We start from the raw sequence: 22590 nt of genomic DNA on the forward strand, positions 1-22590 counted from the left end.
GCGTCCGTGGCGTCGGTGGAGGTCCGGGAGCCGCTCCGGAGGTCCGTGACGCCGTTTCGGTGCCGTAGGGGCGGGGAGCCTCCCCCAGCGCTCAACGCCTGGGAGGTACCCCCACCGCCCTTCGACATCCACAAATATGCCGGACGCGTGTTAACCGGGTGCTGCGCGCACGTGACGTGCTCGTACCACTTCCACGAAGTCCACCGATCCGGTGGGCAAACGGAAGTCCGACGCCCGCGGGGGCCGTTCACCGCAGGTTTCCCCGCAGTTACGGCCCCCACGCCCCGGAAGTTACTTCCCGCCCTTGGCCAGGAAGGCCAGCAGATCCTGACGGCTGACGACCCCGGTGGGCTTGCCCTCGACGAGGACGATCGCCGCGTCCGCCATGCCGAGCACGGACATCAGGTCGCCGACCGGCTCGCCGGAACCGACCTGCGGCAGCGGCGCGGACATGTGCTTCTCCAGCGGGTCGCCGAGGGAGGCCCGCTGGGTGAACAGGGCGTCCAGCAGCTCCCGCTCCACGACCGACCCGACGACCTCGGCGGCCATGACGTCCGGGTGCCCGGCGCCCGGCTTCACGATCGGCATCTGCGAGACGCCGTACTCGCGCAGCACCTCGATGGCCTGGCCCACGGTCTCGTCCGGGTGCATGTGGACGAGGGAGGGGATGGCGCCGTGCACCTTGTCGTTGAGCACGTCGGCGACGCGCGCGCTGGGCCCCTCGTCCTCGAGGAAGCCGTAGTCGGCCATCCACTCGTCGTTGAAGATCTTCGAGAGGTAGCCGCGGCCGCTGTCGGGCAGGAGGACGACGACCACGTCGTCCGGGCCGAGCCGCTCGGCGACCCGCAGCGCCGCCACGACGGCCATGCCGCAGGAGCCGCCCACCAGCAGGCCCTCCTCCTTGGCCAGCCGCCGGGTCATCTGGAAGGAGTCCTTGTCGGACACCGCGACGATCTCGTCGGCGACGGTGCGGTCGTAGGCGGTCGGCCAGAAGTCCTCACCGACGCCCTCGACCAGGTACGGCCGCCCGGACCCGCCGGAGTACACGGACCCCTCGGGGTCGGCGCCGACGACCTGCACCCGGCCCTCGCTGGCGTCCTTCAGATACCGGCCGGTCCCCGAGATGGTGCCGCCGGTGCCCACGCCGGCGACGAAGTGGGTGATCCGCCCCTCCGTCTGCTCCCACAGCTCGGGGCCGGTGGAGTGGTAGTGGGAGAGCGGGTTGTTCGCGTTGGAGTACTGGTCGGGCTTCCACGCGCCCGGCGTCTCGCGCACCAGCCGGTCGGAGACGTTGTAGTAGGAGTCGGGGTGCTCGGGGTCCACGGCGGTCGGGCAGACGACGACCTCGGCGCCGTACGCCCGCAGCACGTTGATCTTGTCGGTGCTCACCTTGTCGGGGCACACGAAGATGCACTTGTACCCCTTCTGCTGTGCCACGATGGCCAGCCCGACGCCCGTGTTGCCGCTGGTCGGCTCGACGATCGTGCCCCCCGGCTTCAGCTCTCCGCTCTGCTCGGCGGCCTCGATCATGCGCAGGGCGATGCGGTCCTTCACGGAGCCGCCCGGGTTGAAGTACTCCACCTTGGCCAGGACGGTCGCCTGGATGCCCTTGGTCACGCTGTTGAGCTTCACCAGCGGGGTGTTGCCGACGAGGCTGATCATCGAGTCGTGGAATTGCACCGTTGTCTCCGGTTGCTTGCAAAAACTGTGGTCGTAGTGGTCCCGCCAGGGTACGGGCCCGGCTGCGGGCCGGGGCGGCGTCCCCGTCGGCAGGTTCACTCCCCGTCGAGATTGGACGACGGTGCGTACGGGGCAAGGAGTGGGTGTACGGACACGAGGAGGTGGCGTCGAGGCATGACGAGCATGTCGAGGGCGAGAGTGGCCCGGCGTATCGCGGCCGGCGCGGCCTACGGCGGCGGCGGCATCGGACTGGCCGGGGCGGCGGTGGCCGGGCTGGTGCTGGCGGAGGTGCATCTGGCCCGCCGCCAGGTGAACAACGGGGCGCACCCGCACGTCCCGCACGCGGACGGCCGCTACGGCACCGCGTACGACGTTCCCGGGCCGGGCAGGGAGCCCCTGCGGCTGACGATGCTGGGCGACTCCACGGCGGCGGGCCAGGGCGTCCACCGCTCCGGGCAGACCCCGGGCGCCCTGCTGGCCTCGGGGCTGGCGGCGGTCGCGGAGCGGCCCGTGGAGCTGCGCAACGTGGCGCACCCCGGCGCCCAGTCCGACGACCTCGACCGGCAGGTCGCGCTGGTCCTGCAGGACGGCGACCGGGTGCCGGACGTCTGCGTGATCATGATCGGCGCGAACGACGTGACGCACCGCATGCCGGCCACCCGCTCGGTGCGGCATCTGGCGGCGGCGGTGCGGCGGCTGCGCACGGCCGGGGCGGAGGTCGTCGTCGGCACCTGCCCGGACCTGGGCACGATCGAGCCGGTCCAGCAGCCGCTGCGCTGGCTGGCCCGCCGGGCCTCGCGCCAGCTGGCGGCGGCCCAGACGATCGGCGCCGTCGAGCAGGGCGGCCGCACGGTGTCCCTGGGCGACCTGCTGGGTCCCGAGTTCGAGGCGAACCCGCGCGAGCTGTTCGGCCCCGACCATTACCACCCGTCGGCGGAGGGCTATGCGACGGCGGCGATGGCGGTCCTGCCCACGGTCTGCGCGGCTCTCGGCCTGTGGCCGGCCGAGGACGAGCGGCCGGACGCCGCCCGCCGCGAGGGCTTCCTGCCGGTGGCCCGGGCGGCGGCGGAAGCGGCCTCGGAGCCCGGCACGGAGGTGACGGCGGCGATGCCGACCGGCCCTCGCGGCCCCTGGGCCCTGCTGAAGCGGCGCCGGCGCCGGCGGGTGGCGGAGCCGGAGCGGGCGCCCGCCGCTCCTTCCCCCTGAGCGACAGGCGGCCAAGCAAGCGCTTAGTAAATTGCGGCCAGGGTCACATCGCCATCCCCGTGACCCTGGCCATACGTACGGGTAACTTCCCAAGCAGCCGTGCCCGTACGAACCCCTGCCCGTGGCTCGACCGCCGCCCGTAACGAGGCGCTGAGCGCCACCTTCCCGCCTGGAGCCGTGATGCCCGAAGCAGTCATCGTCTCGACCGCCCGCTCGCCCATCGGCCGCGCCTTCAAGGGCTCCCTGAAGGACCTGCGCCCGGACGACCTCACCGCCACGATCATCCAGGCCGCCCTCGCCAAGGTCCCCGAGCTGGACCCGCGGGACATCGACGACCTGATGCTCGGCTGCGGCCTGCCCGGCGGCGAGCAGGGCAACAACCTGGGCCGCATCGTGGCCGTGCAGATGGGGATGGACCACCTCCCCGGCTGCACGATCACCCGTTACTGTTCCTCGTCCCTGCAGACCAGCCGCATGGCCCTGCACGCCATCAAGGCCGGCGAGGGCGACGTCTTCATCTCGGCGGGCGTCGAGATGGTCTCGCGGTTCGCCAAGGGCAACTCCGACAGCCTGCCGGACACGCACAACCCGTTCTTCGCCGAGGCGGAGGCCCGCACCGCGGCCGTCGCCGAGCAGGAGGGCACCACCTGGCACGACCCCCGCGAGGACGGCCTCGTCCCGGACGCCTACATCGCGATGGGCCAGACCGCCGAGAACCTCGCCCGCGTCAAGGGCGTGACCCGGCAGGACATGGACGAGTTCGGCGTCCGCTCGCAGAACCTCGCCGAGGAAGCCCTCAAGAACGGTTTCTGGGAGCGCGAGATCACCCCGGTGACGCTTCCCGACGGCACGGTCGTCAGCAAGGACGACGGCCCGCGCGCCGGCGTCACGATGGAGGGCGTGCAGGGCCTGAAGCCGGTCTTCCGCCCCGACGGCATGGTCACCGCCGCCAACTGCTGCCCGCTGAACGACGGCGCGGCCGCGGTGGTCGTCATGAGCGACACCAAGGCCCGCGAGCTCGGCCTCACCCCGCTCGCCCGCATCGTGTCGACCGGCGTCTCGGGCCTGTCCCCCGAGATCATGGGCCTCGGTCCGGTCGAGGCGAGCAACCAGGCCCTGCGCCGGGCCGGCCTCACCGTCGGCGACATCGACCTGGTCGAGATCAACGAGGCGTTCGCCGCCCAGGTGATCCCCTCCTACCGCGACCTCGGCATCGACCTCGACAAGCTGAACGTCAACGGCGGCGCCATCGCCGTCGGCCACCCCTTCGGCATGACGGGCGCCCGGATCACCGGCACGCTCATCAACTCCCTGCAGTTCCACGACAAGCAGTTCGGTCTGGAGACCATGTGCGTGGGCGGCGGCCAGGGCATGGCGATGGTGATCGAGCGCCTGAGCTGACCCGGTGACGCGAGGATCCGACGGAGGATCCGACGGGGCCTCTGCGTAATCGCCTCGTCACCCCCCGTCATGAATCGGTCCGGAGTCCGGAAAGTACCTGGGCTCCGGGCCTTTTTGTGATCCAATCTCCCCCAGGATGTGACCTATCTCCCTCCCAGGAGGGATTTACCCAGCTCAGCGCCTTTCGACAGCCGACCCCAGGCCCAAAGTCCTGTCCGTTTCGTGACGTTACGCACTGACAGCTGGATAGTCCACCCTTCAAGCTGATGTAGGAAGTCGGGGGTCGACTTTGAACCGGGAGTACGTCAGTGAGCGCCATGCCGATCGCCTTGCTGGTCACCACGGCCGCCACGGGCGCCGTGAGCGTCGCCGTCCTGCGCACCCTCTTGCAGTTGCGCCGACAGGTCGCCGCCCTGCACACCGAGCTCGCCAGGAACGCCGAGAGCGCCGAGAGCGCAGCCGCGCATCTGCGCGGTTTCGTTCCGGCGGCCCGCGCCACCGCCGACACAGCCGAGATACGCGCCGCGGTCGCCGAGGCGCTCGCGGAGGAGCGGGAGCGGGAGCTCGCCGAGGCGCGCGCCTTCTGGGCCGCCCAGGAGGCCCGTGACGCCTCCGACACCCCCTCCCTGCTGGGGCTGCCGGACAGTGAGCTGTTCCTGCCCCGGCAGGCGGATTTCGTGGGGCTGGAGCCGGTGGCCGAGCCGGCCGCGGACGCCGACGACTTCAGCAGTGAGTCCGCGGAGCTGGCCGCGGCCCGCCGCCGTCACCCCTCGCACCCCGACTTCGTACCGGTACAGTCACCCGTCGTGAACGACCACGAGCGCACGGTGGCCACTCTGGAGGAACTCGCGGCGTCCCAGGTCGAACTGACCGATGTGCGCCCGGGCCCGCTGGGCACCCTCGACGTCTACGTCTTCGCCGACGGCACCACCCTGTGCATGACTCCGGGCCACCGCGAGACGGCGGAACGCCTCGCCGCGGCCCTCACCGCGGGCGAGACCCCGTTCCTGCTGGGCGGTTCGGGCATCTCCGGCGCGTACACGCTGACGTTCCAGTGCGGCGCGGACAACGTCTACATCCTGGCGGACCGGGTCATAGCGAGCCTGTGAGGCTCACACGCCGGCCCGCTTCTGCGCCTGCGCCACCAGTGCCACCGCTTCCTCGATCTGGCCCTCGTCCGTGAGCACGAGGGCCAAGTCGTGTACGGCGACGGTGATCTGGTCGGCGGCGGCGAACATCCCGGCGTCGGGCATCTCCCGGGGCCGGGTGCCGGGCTCCTCCACGAGCTGGGCCCGCCGGGCCAACTCCCGGGCCAGCGCGAGCGCCTCGGCGGCCGCGCCTCTCTGCAGACGGCTCTGCGGGGCGGCACGCAGACGGTCGGCGAAGTGGTCCACCGCACGGGTCAGGGACGTCGTATCAGCCACGCCGCGAGACTACGCGTCGCACCGGGACTGTTGCCAACGGGCGAACAGTCAGGCACGGTGACCTGAAGGACCGGCTTACATCCCCTTTGCTACCGGAGGCGCCGATGTCCCATGTCCTCTCCGAGGAGACCCACCGCAACATACTGGCCCGCATCCCCCATTGCACCGGTCGTGAAGTCTCCGACTGGCTGCGCACCGTCGACGAAGGCCCGGCTCTCCGCTTCGAGGAGAAGGTCAGCTGGCTGCGCGCCGAGCACGACCTCGCGTACGGCCACGCCAAGGCGATCATCCACGAGTACGACCTGAGGAGGGCCGCGCGCAAACTGCTCTAGCGCGCTCGCGACACACCCGTGCTGACGGCGAAGGGCCCCGGGACGCGTGTCCCGGGGCCCTTCGTGGTGTCGCTCGCCGTGCCGCGCGGGGTCAGTCGCTGTTCAGGATCGACAGGAGTCGCAGGAACTCCATGTAGATCCACACCAGCGTCATCGTGAGGCCGAAGGCGGCGAGCCAGGCCTCCTCGCGCGGGGCGCCGTAGGCCACGCCGTCCTCGACCTGCTTGAAGTCGAGGGCGAGGAAGCACGCGCCGAGGATGATGCCGATGACGCCGAAGACGACGCCGAGCGGGCCGCTGCGGAAGCCGAGCCCGTCACCGCCGCCGAAGACCGTGAACAGCAGGTTCACGGCCATCAGCAGCACGAAGCCGAGCGCGGCGGCCATCACGAAGCCGTAGAAGCGGCGGTTGACGCGGATCCAGCCCGCCTTGTACGCCACCAGCACGCCGGCGAAGACCGCCATGGTGCCGAGCACGGCCTGCGCGACCACGCCGTTCGCGATGTACGTGGACACCGTGCTGGACACCACGCCGAGGAAGACGCCCTCGAGCGCGGCGTACGACAGGATCAGCGCGGGAACCGGGCGTCGCTTGAAGGACTGGATCAGCGCCAGCACCATGGCGACCAGACCGGCGCCGACGGCGATGCCGTACGACTTGTTGAGGTTGGCCTCGTCGACCGGCAGCAGCAGCCACGACAGGATCGCCGTGACGACAACGGCGCCGAGCGTGGTCGCGGTGCGCGCGACGACGTCGTCCATGGTCATCCGGCCGGTGGCGGCCGGGGCCTGCGGCGGGGCGCCGTACTGCAGGTCCTGCTGGGCGTAGGGGTTCTGCGCGTACGGGTTGCCGGCCTGCTGGGCGTACGGGTTGCCCGGCTGCGTGCCGACTGCGGGTCCCCCGGCCTGCGGCGCGGCGTTGAAGCCCGCGTAGCCGTTGTCGCGGCTGAACCCCCGTCGCGAGAAGACCGGGTTTCTGCTCCTCATTGCACTCCTCCATGGCCACGTGGCGCGGCCTTGGCTCAAGGGTAATAGGTAGGCAAAGGATTGACCCTAGTGCTTGGGGAGGATCTTTCCCTCGTCCTGTCGCGCAACACGCTACGCGGCGTGGCGATTCCCCACACGGGCCGCCCCTGATCATGACCAAGCCGGGACAAGGCCGGTATCCCACGGAGACCGGACGAACCCCGCTGTTCGATCAATCGAACGGGAACCCGGTGTAGCCCTCGGCCAGATCGGTCTCGGCCGCCCGCGAGGCGGCGATCCGCTCCAGCCGGGCGAGTTGGAGCCGCTCCTCGAAGGGGGTGGCGTCGGGGGCCGGGTGCAGCAGGGTCGTCATGTCGTAGGAGAACCTCTCGGCCTGCCACACGCGCCGCAGGCACGTCTCGGAGTAGGCGTCCAGGAGGACGGACGATCCCGTCTCCCGCCGGTGCGCGAGGGCCCGCGCGAAGGTAACGACGTCCCCGACGGCGAGGTTCAGCCCCTTCGCCCCGGTCGGCGGCACGATGTGGGCCGCGTCCCCGGCGAGGAAGAGCCGGCCGTGGCGCATGGGCTCGTGCACGTACGAGCGCATGGGGGTGACCGACTTCTGGGTGATCGGCCCGCGCTCCAGCCGCCAGTCGTCGTCGGTCTCGAAGCGGCGGGACAGCTCGTCCCAGATCTCCTCGTCCCGCCACGCCTGCGCGTCCGTGCCCTCGGGCACCTGGAGGTAGAGCCGGGAGACGGACGGCGAGCGCATGGAGAGCAGCGCGAAGCCGCGCTCGTGGCGGGCATAGACGAGTTCGTCGTGCGAGGGCGGCACGTCGGCGAGGATCCCGAGCCAGCCGAACGGGTACGTCCGCTCGAAGACGCGGGTCAGCCCGGCCGGGACCGCCTTGCGGGCGACGCCCCAGAAGCCGTCGCAGCCCACGACGTAGTCGCACTCCAGGACGTCCTCGACGCCCCGGTGGCGGAAGCGCACGCGCGGGCGGTCTGTCCCGGCGTCCTCCACGGCCAGCGCCTCCGCCTCGAAGAGCAGCGGGCCGCCCTGCGCGAGCTGGAGGGCGATGAGGTCCTTGCACACCTCGGTCTGGGCGTAGACCGTCACCGACCGGCCACCGGTGAGGGCGGGGAAGTCCACGCGATGGCGCCGCCTGGCGAACCGCAGCTCGATGCCGTCGTGGCGCAGGCCCACCCGGTCCATGCGCTCCCCCGCGCCGGCCGCGCGCAGGACGTCCACCGTGCCCTGCTCCAGGATCCCGGCGCGCTGGCGGTGCTCCACGTAGGCCCGGTCGCGGCTCTCCAGGACGACGGAGTCGATGCCGGCGACATGGAGCAGACGGGCGAGGAGGAGGCCGGCCGGGCCGGCGCCGACGATGCCGACGGTGGTGCGCATCGGGCGTTCCCTTCGGAGGACGTTCGCACAGTGAAGTTTTCTTCACTAACCTGGGACGTGAGTGTGCGCCCGTGTCCAGCGGGTGTCAACGGTCGGGACGGTGGAGGGATCACCGAGACGTCGGAAGTGCCCAGAGCCGGACTTGAACCGGCACGCCCGCGAAGGGGCAGCGAGGTTTAAGCTCGCCGTGTCTGCATTCCACCATCTGGGCAGGCCGAGGGCTCCGCTTGAGGTACCGACCCTATCGGGATCCGTCCTCCGATCAGCGGACGATCGGACCCGATGTTGTCTTATTTTATTGACGTCTGAGGGTGCATCAGCACCTGAAAGCGGCCGTCCGCACCTGCCAGTAGCGTCGCGCGCGGCCACCGCTCGTGTATGCGGAATGACGGAATTTCACCGTCCGAACGAGGTTGCTCCACCGGTTCTTGACGGATGGCCAGCTGACGGACGGGCACGTGGGCAAGGAGGGGGCGGCCGTCATCCCCAGGTATGACACGAGAGCCCGCGGTCCGTCCGGAGTCTGCCTTCAGAACCGGAACAGCGGCTGACTACACGGCGGCAGGCGACCGGGACGATGGTTCACGACCCCGAGGAACCCATCGCCGTCCCGACAGGAGCACCACTCCGTGACCACCAGCCCCCTCGCCGACCGGACCACCACAGCGGCCGCACGTGCCACGGACCTGTCGAAGATCTACGGACAGGGCGAGACCCAGGTGGTCGCCCTGGACCGGGTCTCGGTCGACTTCCGGCAGGCCGAGTTCACCGCGATCATGGGGCCCTCCGGCTCCGGCAAGTCCACGCTGATGCACTGCGTGGCCGGCCTGGACAGCTTCTCCTCCGGCTCCGTGCGCATCGGCGACACCGAACTCGGCTCCCTGAAGGACAAGCAGCTCACCAGGTTGCGCCGGGACAAGATCGGGTTCATCTTCCAGGCGTTCAACCTGCTGCCGACGCTGAACGCTCTCGAGAACATCACCCTCCCGATGGACATCGCGGGCCGCAAGCCGGACAAGGAGTGGCTGGACAAGGTCATCGGGATGGTGGGGCTCGCCGACCGGCTGAGCCACCGGCCCTCACAGCTCTCCGGCGGTCAGCAGCAGCGGGTCGCCGTCGCCCGCGCCCTGGCCTCGCGGCCGGACATCGTCTTCGGCGACGAGCCGACCGGAAACCTCGACTCGCGCTCCGGCGCCGAGGTGCTGGGCTTCCTGCGCAACTCCGTGCGGGAACTGGGGCAGACGGTGGTGATGGTGACCCACGACCCGGTGGCCGCGGCCTACGCGGACCGGGTGATCTTCCTGGCGGACGGGCGGATCGTCGACGAGGTGTACGGGCCGACGGCCGAGTCGGTGCTGGACCGCATGAAGCGGTTCGACGCCAAGGGCCGCACCAGCTGATCCCGTACCGGGACCTACCGCTCGCCGACGAGCAGGACTGAGAAGACGACACCCATGTTCCGTACCGCCTTGCGCAACGTCCTCGCGCACAAGGCCCGGCTCCTGATGACCGTGCTCGCCGTGATGCTCGGCGTGGCCTTCGTGTCGGGGACCCTGGTCTTCACCAACACCATCTCCGACGCCCTGCAGAAGAGCTCCGCCAAAGGCTTCGACCAGGTCGACGTCGCCGTCACCGCCGAGTCCCGGCCCGACGTCGGCGACCGCATCGTCAAGACGCCCGAACTGACCCAGGCCCTGCTGGAGCGCAGCGCGAAGACGCCGGGCGCGGCGTCCGCCGTCGGCGTCGTGACCGGCTTCACCGCCATGGCCGACAAGGACGGCAAGCTCATAGGCGGCGGCTTCCAGTCGCAGGGCGGCAACTACTGGGGGACGAAGGACGTCCGCTATCCGCTCGTCTCCGGGCGCGCCCCGAGCGGCGTGAACGAGGTCCTCATCGACGCGAAGACCGCCGAGCGCGCCGGGTACGGGGTCGGCGACACCGTGCGGCTCTCCGTCGACGGTCCGGTCCTCGCCCCGCGGATCACCGGCGTCTTCACCACCGACGACGGCAACGTCGCCGCCGGCGGCAGCCTCGCCCTGTTCGACACGGCGAGCGCGCAGAAACTCTTCGGCAAGCCCGGCGTCTACGACGAGATCGACGTGAAGGCGGCCGCCGGGACCTCGCAGAGCGCGCTGAAGTCCGCCCTGGACGCCGCCCTGCCGAAGGACCAGGTCGAGACCACCACCGGCAAGCAGCTCGCCGACGACCAGGCGGAGGCGATCTCCTCCTCGATGAGCGGACTGAAGTCGGGGCTGCTGGTGTTCGCCGGCATCGCGCTGTTCGTGGGCACCTTCATCATCGCCAACACCTTCACCATGCTGGTCGCCCAGCGCACCAAGGAGCTCGCGCTGCTGCGGGCCGTGGGAGCCTCGCGCCGGCAGGTGACGCGCTCGGTGCTGATCGAGGCGCTGGTGGTCGGCGCGGTCGCCGGCGTGACCGGCCTGGTCGCCGGCGTCGGCATCGGGGCCGGGCTGCGCTCCCTGCTGGGGACGCTGGGGGCGACCGTGCCCGACGGGCCGCTCGTCGTCTCCCCGGGCACCGTCGCCACCGCCCTCCTCGTCGGCGTCGTCATCACCATGCTGGCGGCCTGGCTGCCCGGCCGCCGCGCCGCGAAGATCCCGCCGGTCGCCGCGATGAGCAGCGTGCACGCGACCGCGTCGACCAGGTCGCTGGTGCTGCGCAACACGCTGGGCGCGCTGCTCTCGGCGGCGGGCGTCGCGGTGGTCCTGGCCGCGACGACGATGGACGGCTCCGACGGCCAGGCCCCCATGGGCCTGGGCGCGGTCCTGCTGATCCTCGGCGTGTTCGTCCTGACCCCGCTGCTGTCGCGCCCGCTGATCGCGGCCGCCGCGCCCGTGCTGCGCGTCTTCGGGGTGTCCGGCAAGCTGGCCCGCCAGAACTCGGTGCGCAACCCGCGCCGCACGGCCGCGACCGCGTCGGCGCTGATGATCGGGCTGACCCTGATCACCGGCATGACCGTGATGGCGGGCAGCCTGCAGAGGTCCATCGACAAGATGGCGTCCTCCGCGATCAAGGCCGACTACGTCGTGTCGATGGCCAACGGCAACGAGCTCTCCCCGGACGTCGACGACAAGCTCCGGTCCGTCGCCGGGGTGACCGCCACCAGCCCGATGCGCAACGCGCCCGCCCGCATCGACGGCACCACCGAGTACCTCACCGGCGTCACCGGCTCCGCCATCGGCGAGCTCACCGACCTCAAGGTCGACGACGGCGCCTTCACGGTGGCCGGCGCACGGGTCGCCGTCGACGAGGACACCGCCAAGTCCCATGGCTGGAAGGCGGGTTCCGTCTTCACGGTGCACTACGAGGACGGCAGGAAGCAGCAGCTGACGGTCGCCGGGGTCTACCAGGGCAACCAGCTGATCCAGGGCATCATCGTCGACAACGCGGCCCTCACCCCGCATGTGGCAGACCCGGCCGACATGCAGGTCATGGTCAAGACGTCGGGCGGGGCCTCGGAGGGCACGGCGGACCGGCTGGAGAAGGCCCTCGGCTCCAACCCGGCCATCAAGGTCCAGAGCAGGGCGGACCTCTCCCACGAGATCGCGAAGACGTTCACGCTCGTGCTGAACATGCTCTACGGGCTGCTCGCGATGGCCGTGATCGTCGCCGTCCTCGGCGTCGTCAACACCCTGGCGATGTCCGTGTTCGAGCGCTCCCAGGAGATCGGCATGCTGCGCGCCATCGGTCTGGACCGGCGTGCGGTGAAGCGGATGGTCCGGCTGGAGTCCCTGGTGATCTCGCTCTTCGGCGGGGTGCTCGGCATCGGACTGGGCGTGTTCTTCGGCTGGGCGGCCGGCGAGCTGCTCGGCACGAAGATGCCCACGTACGAACTCGTCCTGCCCTGGGGCCGGATGGCGCTCTTCCTGGCGCTGGCCGCCGGGGTGGGCATCCTGGCGGCGCTGTGGCCGGCCCGCCGCGCCTCCCGGCTGAACATGCTGGCGGCGATCAAGTCGGAGTAGCGACGAGCGGCATGAGCGAGGGGTCCCGCGCCGGGAGGTCGGCGCGGGACCCCTCGCTCGTGCCGGGTCAGTTCCAGGTGCGGGCGCGCAACGGCATCCCGGAGTCGCCCGAGCCGGGGGTCCGGACGGCCAGGATCTGGTTGACGCCGATGCGGTTGCGTTCGAAGGCGACGGCGGAGGCGGCCATGTAGAGCCGCCAGACCCGGGCGCGGCCGGGGCTGGTCAGACGGACCGCCCGGTCCCAGGCCTCCTCCAGGCGGCCCACCCAGCGGCGCAGGGTGAGGGCGTAGTGCTCACGGATCGACTCCAGGTCGCGGACCTCGAAGCCGGCGCGTTCGAGGTGGCCGACCGTGGTGCCGACGGGGGCGAGTTCGCCGTCGGGGAAGACATAGGCGTCGATGAAGGCGTCCACGCCGTAGGCGGACTCGTCGCGCTGCGGGCGGCGGGCGATCTGGTGGTTGAGCAGCCGGCCGCCCGGCGTCAGGAGCGCGTACAGGACGCGCGCGTACTCCAGGTACCTGTCGGAGCCGACGTGTTCCGCCATGCCGATGGAGGAGATCGCGTCGAACGGGCCGTCGGCGACGTCCCGGTAGTCCTGGACGCGGATCTCGACCCGGTCGGTGAGCCCGGCCTCGGCGACGCGCTTGCGGGCGTAGGCCGCCTGCTCCTGGGAGAGGGTGATCCCGACGACGCGCACGCCGTGCTCACGGGCCGCGTGGACCGCCATCGATCCCCAGCCGCAGCCGACGTCCAGCAGGCGCTGACCCGGGCTCAGGTCCAGTTTCCGGCAGACGAGTTCGAGCTTGTCGCGCTGGGCGTCCTCCAGGGCGCCGTCCGCGGACTCCCAGTAGGCGCAGGAGTACACCATGGACGGGCCGAGGACGAGTGCGTAGAAGTCGTTGCCGACGTCGTAGTGGTGGCTGACGGCGCGTCTGTCGGTGCGGCGGGTGTGCAGGTGCCCGGTCCGGCGGATCTCCTCGCGGGGCGGGGCGGGCGGCAGCGGGGGGCCGGCGAGCCTCAGCAGACCGCGGGCCGCGGTGCGGAACTCGGGGTCGCGCAGCGCCCGGGCGAGGGTGCGGGCGTCCTCGCCGCGCTCCCACAGGAGCCCGGAGACCAGGTCGAGCGCGGTGTACAGGTCACCCTCGACGTCCAGGTCGCCGGCCACCCACGCGCGGGCCAGGCCCAGTTCGCCGGGCTTGAACAGCAGCCGGCGCAGGGCCCTGCGGTTGCGTACGACCAGGGCCGGCGCGCCGGGCGGGCCCGCCTGCGAACCGTCCCACGCGCGGAGGCGCACCGGGAAAGGCTCTCCCAGCATCTGTTCGACGAGCTCATGGAGCCGCGGCGCGGCGTCGGCCATGATGCACACCTCCATGACGGCGATCCCGGATGTCCTGTCACCACGTAAACACGAGAGGGCTCGGTGTCCAGTCCCGCGACGCCGTCACGGCTGGGCAAAATACCTGCACACAGCGCTGGCCTTGAGCCGGCGGGAACGTCAGAGCGCGTCGAGGGCGTCCGGCGTGATGTCGATGTCGATGTCGTACGGGACGTCGGTCTTGAGCAGGTCGCGGTGGCTGCCGGTGAAGGCGTAGCTCTTGGTCACCGGGTCGAGCTCGTAGGTGCGGACCAGGGGGCGCTCGCTCTCGTCGGACAGCTCGACCAGCCAGAAGTGCGGGATGCCGGCGGCGGCGTACTTGTGGGGCTTGGTGTCCCGGTCGCGGGCCTCGGAGTCGGGCGAGACCACCTCCACGGCGAGCAGGACGTCGGCGGCCTGGAAGCGGGTCTGGTCCAGGCCGGTGACGGCATCCGCGCGCACGACGGAGATGTCGGGCTCGGGGCCGTTGCGGCGGTCCAGGACGACGGTCATCTCGCGCTCGACCTTCATGCTCTTCGGCAAGGTGCGGCGCAGGCCGTGCAGCAGCAGTTCGATCATCTTCGCGTGAAAGCGGCGCCGCGGACTCACGAACACCAGGCTCCCGTCGATCAGCTCGGTGTGCGGCGGGAGGTCGGGCAGGGTGAACAGGTCGTCCACGCTGTATCCGTCCCGGGGCGGCACGGGCCAGCGGGAGCTGGTCTCGGCGAGGGGCTCGGCGGTCATGGTTCCTCCCATGGAGGGGATTCTCGGCCTGCCCGACCACGGTAACCGGCGCAATCGGAGATCGTCATCACAAAGGGTGACAACGGTGCCGCGTCCCGGCGGGGACGCCGAAGGGGCCGTCCGCACCACGGATGGCGGACGGCCCCTTCGGGGGTGTCTCAGTGACCGCGGGCCCAGGGGCCCGGGGCCGGGTGACCGGAGGTCAGGAGGCCTTGGCCTTCTCGTTCTCGGTCTTCTCGGCGACCGGCTTCGCGGCGACCGGGGCGGGCTTGGCGGCCTCGTAGAACTCCTCGCGCGGGGACTCCAGCGCGCCCAGCGCCACGACCTCGCGCTTGAGGAACATGCCGAGGGTCCAGTCGGCGAAGACACGGATCTTGCGGTTCCAGGTCGGCATCGCCATGCCGTGGTAGCCGCGGTGCATGTACCAGGCGAGACGGCCCTTGAGCTTGATCTTCATCTTGCCCATGACGATCATCGCGACGCCCTTGTGGAGGCCGAGGCCCGCCACCGCGCCCTTGTTGGAGTGCGCGTACTCCTTCTGCGGGAAGCCCCGCATGCCGGAGATGACGTTGTCGCCGAGGACCTTGGCCTGACGCAGCGCGTGCTGGGCGTTCGGCGGGCACCAGGCGTTCTCGACGCCGGCCTTGCGGGCGGCGACGTCGGGGACCTGGGCGTTGTCGCCGGCGGCCCAGATGTAGTCGGTGCCCTGGACCTGGAGGGTCGGGGCGGTGTCGACGTGACCGCGGGGGCCGAGCGGGAGGCCGTAACGGGCGAGGACCGGGTTGGGCTTGACGCCGGCGGTCCAGACGATCGTGCTGGAGTCGACCTCCAGCCCGTTCTTCAGCACGACGTGGCCGTCGACGCAGGAGTCCATGGAGGTGGAGAGGTAGATCTCCACGCCCCGGCTCTCCAGGTGCTGCTTGCCGTACTGGCCCAGCTTGGGGCCGACCTCGGGCAGGATCTTGTCCGCGGCGTCGACCAGGATGAAGCGCATGTCCTCGCGGGACACCGTCTTGTAGTACTTGGCCGCGTCGCGGGCCAGGTCCTCGACCTCACCGATGGTCTCCGCACCGGCGAAGCCGCCGCCGATGAAGACGAAGGTGAGCGCCTTGCGGCGGATCTCCTCGTCGGTGGTGGAGTCGGCCTTGTCCAGCTGCTCGAGGACGTGGTTGCGCAGGCCGATGGCCTCCTCGACGCCCTTCATGCCGATGCCCTGCTCGGCGAGGCCGGGGATCGGGAAGGTGCGGGAGACCGCGCCGAGCGCGATCACCAGGTAGTCGAAAGGCAGCTCGTACGCCTCGCCCACCAGCGGGGCGATCGTGGCGACCTTGCGGTCCTGGTCGATGGTGGTGACCCGGCCGGTGAGAACCTCCGCCTTGGGCAGCACGCGTCGCAGCGGGACGACGACATGGCGCGGGGAGATGTTGCCGGCGGCGGTTTCGGGGAGGAAGGGCTGGTAGGTCATGTACGACCGGGGGTCGACGACCGTGACGGTCGCCTCGCCGTAGCGCATCTTCTTGAGGATGCGCCGAGCTGCGTACAGGCCTACGTACCCACCGCCTACTACGAGGATCCTGGGACGCTCCGTGGTGCTCATGCCATCGAGTATCCACCCGCTTGTGGGGGGTCGCTCGTGCGCCCCTTCACAAGCTTGGAGGGGGTGTGTGCTATCCTCCGCCGCTCGCGTGATCCACATCATGGCGCGAAGAGGGAACCAGCGTATAGGGCGCGACGTTGTCAATGGCGCGTGAGCTGCTCCTCCGGGCCCCGGAGGACGCCGCGAGGACCCCGGGCCGCCTCCTGCCGAACCGCCCGCGATACGTCCGTGCCCGCCTGTTTTGAACACGTTCACACGGCAGTTCGGCCCCCGGAAGGGTCAACCGGGACGCCTTCGTCCTCCGACAGGGCCGAATTCCTTGTGAAGAACTTCACGAACTTTCCCGGCGGGGTGCCGCGAGAACGCGTCCGAGGGGCCACGAAGGGCCCCTCGGCTGTGCTCATCCGGGCATCCTGCCTGCTCAGCAGAGTGCACGGAGCGGGTCGGACGTCCGTTACGCAACCGACCAGGCGATGCCGTCGAGGATGTCGTGCTCGCTCACGACGACCTCCTGCGCACCGGTCCGCTCCATGATCGCCAGCAGCACGAGCGCGCCCGCCGCGATCACGTCCACCCGGCCCGGGTGCATCGCGCCGATCGCCGCGCGCTCGGCGTGCGTGGAGCGCAGCAGCCGCTCGGTGATCTCGCGGACCTCGTCGTACGGGACGCGCGAGTGGTGGATGGCCGCGGAGTCGTACTCCGGCAGCCCCTGGGCGATCGCCGAGACCGTGGTGACCGAGCCGGCCAGGCCGACCAGGGTGTGCGCCTCACGCAGCGGGACCGTCCGCTCGGCGAGGTCGAGAGCGGCCTCGATGTCGGCGCGCATGGCGGCGATCTGGCGCTCGGCCGGCGGGTCGGTGACCTTCCCGTCCACGACCAGGTGCCGCTCGGTCATCCGCACGCAGCCCACGTCGACGGAGCGGGCGGCGCGCACCCGGTCGTCGCCGACGACGAACTCGGTCGAGCCGCCGCCGATGTCGACCACCAGGTACGGCCTGGTGAGGTCCTCGCGGCCGCCGAGCTCCCGCGTGGCCCCCGTGAAGGAGAACTCGGCCTCCTGCTCACCGGTGATGACCTCGGGCTCGACGCCCAGGATGTCCAGCACCCCGCGCACGAACTCGTCCCGGTTCTCCGCGTCCCGGGAGGCGGAGGTGGCGACGAAGCGGAGCCGCTGCGCGCCGAGCTCCTTGACGACGGCCGCGTACTCCCGGCAGGCGGCGAAGGTCCGCTCCAGCGCCTCGGGGGCGAGCCGGCCGGTGCGGTCGACGCCCTGGCCGAGCCGGACGATCGTCATCCGGCGGTCCAGGTCGACGAGTTCGCCGGTCCGCGGGTCCGCGTCGGCGACGAGCAGCCGGATGGAGTTCGTGCCGCAGTCGACGGCGGCGACCCGCGTCACCGCGTCTCCTCCGTCGCCGAGTCCGTCGCCGAGTCCGTCGCGAGGGTCACGCACGTGCCCTTGCGCCACCACTCCGGGAGCATGGCCAGCGCCTCGTCGCCGAGCGGGTTGACGCCCGGTCCTGCCGCCAGGGAGTGCGCCACCAGCACGTGCAGGCACTTCACCCGGTCCGGCATGCCGCCCGCGCTGGGGAAGTTCTTCAGCTCCTCGATCTCGTCCCGGCGCCGGACGTAGTCCTCGTGCGCGGCGCGGTAGGAGGCGGCGAGCTCCGGGTCGGCCTGCAGCCGCTCCGTCATCTCCTTCATCACGCCGTTCGCCTCCAGCGTGCCGATCGCCGAGTTGGCCTTCGGGCACGTCAGGTAGTACAGCGTCGGGAAGGGGGTTCCGTCCGGCAGCCGCGGGGCCGTCTCGACGACGTCCGGCTGTCCGCACGGGCAGCGGTGCGCGATCGCGCGCAGGCCGCGCGGCGGGCGTCCGAGCTGCTGCTTGAAGGCCTCGACGTCCGCGTCGGTGGGCTCGGTGCGCGGAGTGGTCGGCGGGGCTGTTTCCATGCCTGTCTTTCTATCGGTCGGTCACTGGTCGGAGGCGTCCGACGAATCGACCCCGTCCCAGACGTTCGAGTACCAGGGGCGGTCCGCCGCCCCGAGGCCGGCCCGGGACTGCCGGGCCGCGTCCGGGTCGACGACGATGTAGCCGGTCTCCCCCGGCAGCACGTAGTGCAGCCGCTGTCGGATCTGCTGCTCTGCGTACGCGTCGTCCTGCCAGCGCGCCTTCAGGTCGCGCAGCTGCTGCACGCGCTCGCTGGCCTGCTGCTTCTCACGCTCCAGATCGGCGACCTCGGCGCGCTGGGAGACGTACTGGCGCATGGGGTAGGCAAGGGCGACGATCAGTGTGCACAGGACGAGCGCCAGCAGGGCCGCCCGCCCGGTGAGCCGGGAGCGGCGGGCCTGGCGCTTCGTCTGGGAGCGGTAGACCCGGGCCGCGGTCTGCTCGCCGAGCAGCTTGATCCTGGTCGCGGTGGAGAACCGGTCCCGGCCGGTCATGAGAGCTCACCTCGCATCAGTACTCCCGGCGTCTGCTGGTCGGCCGGAGGTCCGGGGGTCGTCCCCCCGGGACAGCACAGCACGGGCATGTGCTCCGCCTCCCCTTCACGTGCGTACGTCCCCGCACACGGTACGGGACCGAGTACGGGGACGTACGTACGACTGGCTGGGCCTTGCCCCTGGCGGGGCCTCGCCCGTGCCGTGCCTAGTTGGCGGAGCGGAAGCGCGGGAAGGCGCTGCGGCCGGCGTACACCGCGGCGTCGTCGAGGATCTCCTCGATGCGCAGCAGCTGGTTGTACTTGGCGACGCGGTCCGAGCGGGCCGGGGCGCCGGTCTTGATCTGGCCGCAGTTCACCGCGACGGCGAGGTCGGCGATGGTGACGTCCTCGGTCTCGCCGGAGCGGTGGGACATCATGCACTTGAAGCCGTTGCGCTGGGCCATCTCGACGGCGTCCAGGGTCTCGGTCAGCGAGCCGATCTGGTTCACCTTGACGAGCAGGGCGTTCGCGGAACCCTCCTCGATGCCGCGGGCGAGGCGCTCGGGGTTGGTGACGAAGAGGTCGTCGCCGACGATCTGGACCTTGTCGCCCAGCTTGTCGGTGATGACCTTCCAGCCCGCCCAGTCGTCCTCGAACAGCGGGTCCTCGATGGAGACCAGCGGGTACGCGGAGACGAGCTCCTCGTAGTACTCGGTCATCTCGGCGGCCGAGCGGGACTTGCCCTCGAACTCGTACTTGCCGTCCTTGTAGAACTCGGACGCGGCGACGTCGAGCGCGAGCGCGATCTGCTCGCCGGGGATGTAACCGGCCTGCTGGATGGCCTCGATGATGAGGTCGAGCGCGGCGCGGTTGGAGTCCAGGTTCGGGGCGAAGCCGCCCTCGTCGCCGAGGCCGGTGGACAGGCCCTTGGTCTTCAGCACCTTCTTGAGGGTGTGGTAGACCTCGGCGCCCCAGCGCAGCGCCTCGGAGAAGGACTCCGCGCCGATCGGGGCGATCATGAACTCCTGGATGTCCACGTTGGAGTCGGCGTGCGAGCCGCCGTTCAGGATGTTCATCATCGGAACGGGCAGCAGGTGCGCGTTCGGGCCGCCCAGGTAGCGGAACAGCGGCAGGTCGCTGGCCTCGGACGCGGCGTGGGCGACGGCCAGGGAGACGCCGAGGATGGCGTTGGCGCCGAGCGAGCCCTTGTTGTCGGTGGCGTCCAGGTCGAACATGGCCTGGTCGATCAGGCGCTGCTCGGTGGCGTCGTAGCCGACGAGCTCCGGGCCGATCTGCTCGATGACGGCGAGGACGGCCTTCTCGACACCCTTGCCGTGGTAGCGGTTGGGGTCGCCGTCGCGGAGCTCGACGGCCTCGAAGGCGCCGGTGGAAGCGCCGGACGGAACGGCGGCACGACCCGTGCTGCCGTCGTCGAGGCCGACCTCGACCTCGACCGTGGGGTTGCCTCGGGAGTCCAGGATTTCCCGGGCTACGACGACGTCGATGGACGGCACGAGCATCTCCTTCTTGGGATGTGACGCTGGTTGTGCGGGGCCCGCGGGCCATGACGGCCTCGGCGAGCCTTGCGACTAGAGCCTAACCGCCCCCGGGCCGTCGGCAGCCGACCGACCGTCCCGTGGACAGACAGACCGTACCTATTGTTCACGCCCGGAACAAAGGGGGTGGCCGAGAAAGGTTGCCGGGAGACGGCGAACGGGCAAAGAGAAACCCCGCTCCGGCGCGTACGGGGGAACACGCACCGGAGCGGGGGGCCCGTGGGGACGGGGGGCGGCCCTCACGAGGTCCGCGGTGTGCCGACCTCGATCGTGGGGGCGCCGCGGCTTCTCGGGGAGCCGGGTGTCACTTCAGGTGCAGCTGCTGACCCGGGAAGATGAGGTTCGCGTCCTCGACGATGTCCTTGTTCAGCTCGAACAGCTTGTGCCAGCCGCCCTTGACCTTGTGCTTCGCGGCGATGGAGCTGAGGGTGTCGCCCTTGACGACCTTGTACTCGCCGTCGCCCTTCTTGACCTTCTCGCCGGTCGGGGTGGTGACCGTCTTGGAGGCGGCCGGGCGGTCGGTGGAGCGGGAGGCGCTCTGCTTCTCGGTCGAGCGGGTGCTGCTGCCGCTGTCCGACGAGCCGGAGGAGCTGGACGAGCCGGAGGAGTTCGAGGAGCCGGAGCCGCCGCCGTTGTAGGAGGCGCCGGACAGGCCCGTGCCGCAGACCGGCCAGGCGCCCTTGCCCTGGGAGGCGAGGACCTTCTCGGCGACGGAGATCTGCTGCGACTTGGAGGCCTGGTTGGCCTGCGCGGCGTACTGCGTGCCGCCGTACGCGGCCCAGGTGGAGGCGGAGAACTGCAGGCCGCCGTAGTAGCCGTTGCCGGTGTTGATGGACCAGTTGCCGCCGGACTCGCACTGGGCGACCGTGTCCCACTCGGAGGCGGTGGCGGCGGAGGCGTTGCCGGCCGCCATCAGCGGAGCGGCGATGGCGACACCGGTGACGCCGGCCAGAGCGGCGGCGCGGGTGGCCTTGGACGGACGACGGTGCTTGCCCTTGGCGGAAAACAGCATGGTGGATCCCCTCACCGACGCCTGCGAGGTGAGCTGTCGGGTTCGGGCCGTGTGAGTTGCCCGGTCACTCCTCCGCGGAAGCACTGCTCCCTGGAGGGGTGACTTCACCCCAAGCCGGATCCAGCCTCAACAGCCGGTCCCGGCGCTTACCTTGGGTCCCCCGCTCCTGCCTACGGCGCTTGACGCGACGACTGTTCCCGGACTGCCGCTGGCAGGATTCGGCGTTGCGACGGCCGGGGCTCGGATTGCCGAGCGGCCTCGACCGTAGACACGTGATCCGCCGAATTTCAAAGACGATCAGGGCTTCTGAGACTCATCCCACACTTTCACCAAACCGGACAATTGGCAGCGAAGCATGACGTGAACTCCCGCTACTTTTACCGGGTTTTGCGCCCTATTGGACCCCTGTGTCGAGGGTCTGACCGGGGGCGATGTCGCTCGGGTCGCCGCCGATGAGGTCCCTGTTCTCGGCATACAGGGCACGCCATCCGCCGTCGAGGCCAAGGGAGTCGGCGATGGAGACGAGCGAGTCCCCCTCCTGGACGACATAGGTGGCCGCGGCATGCCGGCCGGCGGAGGCGGGGACGGCGGCGTTCGGCGCGACGTCCTCGGCGCTCTTGGCGCTCTTGGCGCTCTTGGTCGCGTCCTCGTCGGCGGTGGCCCCGCGGTGCCGGCCGGAGCCGAGGGAGCCGGTGTCGACGAGACTCCAAGAGCCCACACCCTGGACCGACTTGTCCGACTCGTCCACTTCCGGGCTCACCGTGGGCGAGCCGCCTGACGTCCGCCCGCCACCCGAGCCTGCCGAACCCTTGCCCCCGGCGGAGGCGGTGGAGTCACCCGCGGCGGCGGAGGAAGAGGAGGAAGGGGACGAAGAGGAGGAAGGGGACCCCGAGGGCGAACTGGAGGCATCCACGGACGAGTCGGACGATCCCTTCGCCGAGCCGTCGCCCGACGCGTCGGAGGAACTCGAGGAACCGGAGGACCCCGAGGAACCGGAGGAGCCCGAAGAACCGGACAGACCCTTGGACAGATCGGACAATCCGGAGGAGGACGAACCGGAGGAGTCGTCCGCCAGACCCGTGTCCACGGCCAGCGCGCCGTTCGCCTTGGTGAGGCCGGAGGTCAGCCCGCAGGTCCCCCACGCGCCGATGCCCTGAGCCGCGAGCACCTTCTGCGCCACCGCGATCTGCTGGTTGCGGCTGGCCAGATCCGGACGCGTGGCGTAGTCGAGCCCGCCGTAGGTCTCCCAGTCCTTCTGGCTGAGACTCAGGCCGCCGAACTCGCCGTCACCCTTGTCGGCGCTCCACGAGCCACCGGTCTCGCACTGCGCCACCTTGTCCCACACCGTGCCGTCGGCAGCGCTCGCGCCGGAGGCGGCGAGCAGCGGGATGGCGATGGCGGAGCCGGTCACCCCGGCCGCGACGAGGAGGGCCGGAGCCTGACGGGGGCGACGGTGTCGACCGTTCCCGGAGAGCATGCGAGGGGCCTTTCTCTGGACAGCAGTACCGGCGC

Annotated in this window: 19 protein-coding genes, 1 tRNA gene and 1 riboswitch; of the genes, 6 read left to right on the forward strand and 14 right to left on the reverse strand. The window is 70.8% G+C overall.

Annotation, left to right across the window (positions count from 1 at the left end):
• Window positions 1-291: 291 nt before the first annotated feature.
• Complete coding sequence (locus Sri02f_RS35705; RefSeq protein WP_109005473.1) at window positions 292-1680, reverse strand: cystathionine beta-synthase; 1389 nt, start codon at window positions 1678-1680, stop codon at window positions 292-294.
• A gap of 174 nt (window positions 1681-1854) precedes the next feature.
• On the opposite strand from Sri02f_RS35705, the gene Sri02f_RS35710 reads away from it, so the two are divergent.
• The 3 genes from Sri02f_RS35710 (at window position 1855) to Sri02f_RS35720 (ending at window position 5396) form a co-directional block, all read left to right on the forward strand.
• Window positions 1855-2886 carry an SGNH/GDSL hydrolase family protein gene (locus Sri02f_RS35710; RefSeq protein ID WP_109005474.1) on the forward strand — a complete coding sequence of 344 codons (1032 nt, stop codon included), beginning with the start codon at window positions 1855-1857 and terminating at the stop codon, window positions 2884-2886.
• A 180-nt stretch (window positions 2887-3066) separates the two neighbouring features.
• Entirely contained in the window at window positions 3067-4287 is a 1221-nt protein-coding gene (locus tag Sri02f_RS35715; RefSeq protein WP_109005475.1) for an acetyl-CoA C-acetyltransferase, read from the forward strand.
• Window positions 4288-4595: 308 nt separating this feature from the next.
• A complete protein-coding gene (locus tag Sri02f_RS35720) occupies window positions 4596-5396 on the forward strand; it encodes a hypothetical protein (protein WP_109005476.1) in 801 nt (266 codons plus the stop codon).
• A 3-nt stretch (window positions 5397-5399) separates the two neighbouring features.
• Here Sri02f_RS35720 and Sri02f_RS35725 read toward each other — a convergent pair whose 3' ends face one another.
• On the reverse strand, window positions 5400-5711 hold the full coding sequence (locus Sri02f_RS35725) for a hypothetical protein (protein WP_167467687.1): 312 nt from the start codon (window positions 5709-5711) through the stop codon (window positions 5400-5402).
• A 104-nt stretch (window positions 5712-5815) separates the two neighbouring features.
• Between Sri02f_RS35725 and Sri02f_RS35730 the strand changes: the two genes are divergently transcribed.
• A complete protein-coding gene (locus Sri02f_RS35730) occupies window positions 5816-6043 on the forward strand; it encodes a DUF4287 domain-containing protein (protein ID WP_109005477.1) in 228 nt (75 codons plus the stop codon).
• 91 nt (window positions 6044-6134) lie between these two features.
• Here the strand turns inward: Sri02f_RS35730 and Sri02f_RS35735 are convergent, their stop codons facing one another.
• From Sri02f_RS35735 to Sri02f_RS35745, 3 genes are all read right to left on the reverse strand, one after another.
• Complete coding sequence (locus Sri02f_RS35735) at window positions 6135-7028, reverse strand: Bax inhibitor-1/YccA family protein (protein WP_109005478.1); 894 nt, start codon at window positions 7026-7028, stop codon at window positions 6135-6137.
• A gap of 211 nt (window positions 7029-7239) precedes the next feature.
• Window positions 7240-8415, reverse strand: a complete 1176-nt coding sequence (locus Sri02f_RS35740; protein WP_109005479.1) for a 4-hydroxybenzoate 3-monooxygenase — start codon at window positions 8413-8415, stop codon at window positions 7240-7242.
• 127 nt (window positions 8416-8542) lie between these two features.
• A tRNA-Leu gene (locus tag Sri02f_RS35745) sits at window positions 8543-8626 on the reverse strand.
• Window positions 8627-9044: 418 nt separating this feature from the next.
• On the opposite strand from Sri02f_RS35745, the gene Sri02f_RS35755 reads away from it, so the two are divergent.
• Together Sri02f_RS35755 and Sri02f_RS35760 are read left to right on the forward strand one after the other, a co-directional pair.
• Entirely contained in the window at window positions 9045-9815 is a 771-nt protein-coding gene (locus Sri02f_RS35755; protein WP_109005480.1) for an ABC transporter ATP-binding protein, read from the forward strand.
• 54 nt (window positions 9816-9869) lie between these two features.
• Window positions 9870-12398, forward strand: coding sequence for an ABC transporter permease (locus Sri02f_RS35760; RefSeq protein ID WP_109005481.1), 2529 nt, complete (start codon window positions 9870-9872; stop codon window positions 12396-12398).
• Window positions 12399-12465: 67 nt separating this feature from the next.
• Here Sri02f_RS35760 and Sri02f_RS35765 read toward each other — a convergent pair whose 3' ends face one another.
• The 9 genes from Sri02f_RS35765 to Sri02f_RS35805 form a co-directional block, all read right to left on the reverse strand.
• Entirely contained in the window at window positions 12466-13755 is a 1290-nt protein-coding gene (locus tag Sri02f_RS35765; protein ID WP_109005499.1) for an SAM-dependent methyltransferase, read from the reverse strand.
• A gap of 138 nt (window positions 13756-13893) precedes the next feature.
• The gene (locus Sri02f_RS35770) at window positions 13894-14496 is read right to left on the reverse strand and encodes a Uma2 family endonuclease (protein WP_109005482.1); all 603 of its coding nucleotides are present in this window, start codon (window positions 14494-14496) and stop codon (window positions 13894-13896) included.
• Window positions 14497-14698: 202 nt separating this feature from the next.
• Complete coding sequence (locus Sri02f_RS35775; protein WP_109005483.1) at window positions 14699-16093, reverse strand: NAD(P)/FAD-dependent oxidoreductase; 1395 nt, start codon at window positions 16091-16093, stop codon at window positions 14699-14701.
• Window positions 16094-16547: 454 nt separating this feature from the next.
• Complete coding sequence (locus Sri02f_RS35780) at window positions 16548-17489, reverse strand: Ppx/GppA phosphatase family protein (protein WP_109005484.1); 942 nt, start codon at window positions 17487-17489, stop codon at window positions 16548-16550.
• Complete coding sequence (locus Sri02f_RS35785) at window positions 17486-18040, reverse strand: DUF501 domain-containing protein (RefSeq protein ID WP_109005485.1); 555 nt, start codon at window positions 18038-18040, stop codon at window positions 17486-17488. Before Sri02f_RS35785 ends, Sri02f_RS35780 begins: the two co-directional genes overlap by 4 nt.
• Before the next feature lie 21 nt (window positions 18041-18061).
• Window positions 18062-18532 (reverse strand): FtsB family cell division protein, encoded by a 471-nt coding sequence (locus Sri02f_RS35790; RefSeq protein ID WP_109005486.1) that lies wholly within the window; start codon window positions 18530-18532, stop codon window positions 18062-18064.
• Between the two features lie 205 nt (window positions 18533-18737).
• Entirely contained in the window at window positions 18738-20030 is a 1293-nt protein-coding gene (gene eno / locus Sri02f_RS35795) for a phosphopyruvate hydratase (protein ID WP_109005487.1), read from the reverse strand.
• Between the two features lie 340 nt (window positions 20031-20370).
• Window positions 20371-21078: a LysM peptidoglycan-binding domain-containing protein gene (locus tag Sri02f_RS35800; RefSeq protein ID WP_109005488.1), complete on the reverse strand. Its 708-nt coding sequence runs from the start codon at window positions 21076-21078 to the stop codon at window positions 20371-20373.
• A 3-nt stretch (window positions 21079-21081) separates the two neighbouring features.
• Window positions 21082-21266: riboswitch (cyclic di-AMP (ydaO/yuaA leader) on the reverse strand.
• Window positions 21267-21472: 206 nt separating this feature from the next.
• A complete protein-coding gene (locus tag Sri02f_RS35805) occupies window positions 21473-22555 on the reverse strand; it encodes a LysM peptidoglycan-binding domain-containing protein (protein ID WP_109005489.1) in 1083 nt (360 codons plus the stop codon).
• Between the last annotated feature and the right edge of the window lie 35 nt (window positions 22556-22590).

It is taken from the genome of Streptomyces rishiriensis, assembly GCF_003112535.1.
Classification (GTDB): Bacteria; Actinomycetota; Actinomycetes; order Streptomycetales; family Streptomycetaceae; genus Streptomyces; species Streptomyces rishiriensis.

Coding starts and splice junctions, on each gene's coding strand:
- Sri02f_RS35710 (WP_109005474.1), top strand. CDS start 1,855: ATGACGAGCATGTCGAGGGCGAGAGTGGCCCGGCGTATCGCGGCCGGC.
- Sri02f_RS35715 (WP_109005475.1), top strand. CDS start 3,067: ATGCCCGAAGCAGTCATCGTCTCGACCGCCCGCTCGCCCATCGGCCGC.
- Sri02f_RS35730 (WP_109005477.1), top strand. CDS start 5,816: ATGTCCCATGTCCTCTCCGAGGAGACCCACCGCAACATACTGGCCCGC.
- Sri02f_RS35735 (WP_109005478.1), bottom strand. CDS start 7,028: ATGAGGAGCAGAAACCCGGTCTTCTCGCGACGGGGGTTCAGCCGCGAC.
- Sri02f_RS35740 (WP_109005479.1), bottom strand. CDS start 8,415: ATGCGCACCACCGTCGGCATCGTCGGCGCCGGCCCGGCCGGCCTCCTC.
- Sri02f_RS35760 (WP_109005481.1), top strand. CDS start 9,870: ATGTTCCGTACCGCCTTGCGCAACGTCCTCGCGCACAAGGCCCGGCTC.
- Sri02f_RS35765 (WP_109005499.1), bottom strand. CDS start 13,755: ATGGCCGACGCCGCGCCGCGGCTCCATGAGCTCGTCGAACAGATGCTG.
- Sri02f_RS35770 (WP_109005482.1), bottom strand. CDS start 14,496: ATGACCGCCGAGCCCCTCGCCGAGACCAGCTCCCGCTGGCCCGTGCCG.
- Sri02f_RS35775 (WP_109005483.1), bottom strand. CDS start 16,093: ATGAGCACCACGGAGCGTCCCAGGATCCTCGTAGTAGGCGGTGGGTAC.
- Sri02f_RS35785 (WP_109005485.1), bottom strand. CDS start 18,040: ATGGAAACAGCCCCGCCGACCACTCCGCGCACCGAGCCCACCGACGCG.
- Sri02f_RS35790 (WP_109005486.1), bottom strand. CDS start 18,532: ATGACCGGCCGGGACCGGTTCTCCACCGCGACCAGGATCAAGCTGCTC.
- eno (WP_109005487.1), bottom strand. CDS start 20,030: ATGCTCGTGCCGTCCATCGACGTCGTCGTAGCCCGGGAAATCCTGGAC.
- Sri02f_RS35800 (WP_109005488.1), bottom strand. CDS start 21,078: ATGCTGTTTTCCGCCAAGGGCAAGCACCGTCGTCCGTCCAAGGCCACC.
- Sri02f_RS35805 (WP_109005489.1), bottom strand. CDS start 22,555: ATGCTCTCCGGGAACGGTCGACACCGTCGCCCCCGTCAGGCTCCGGCC.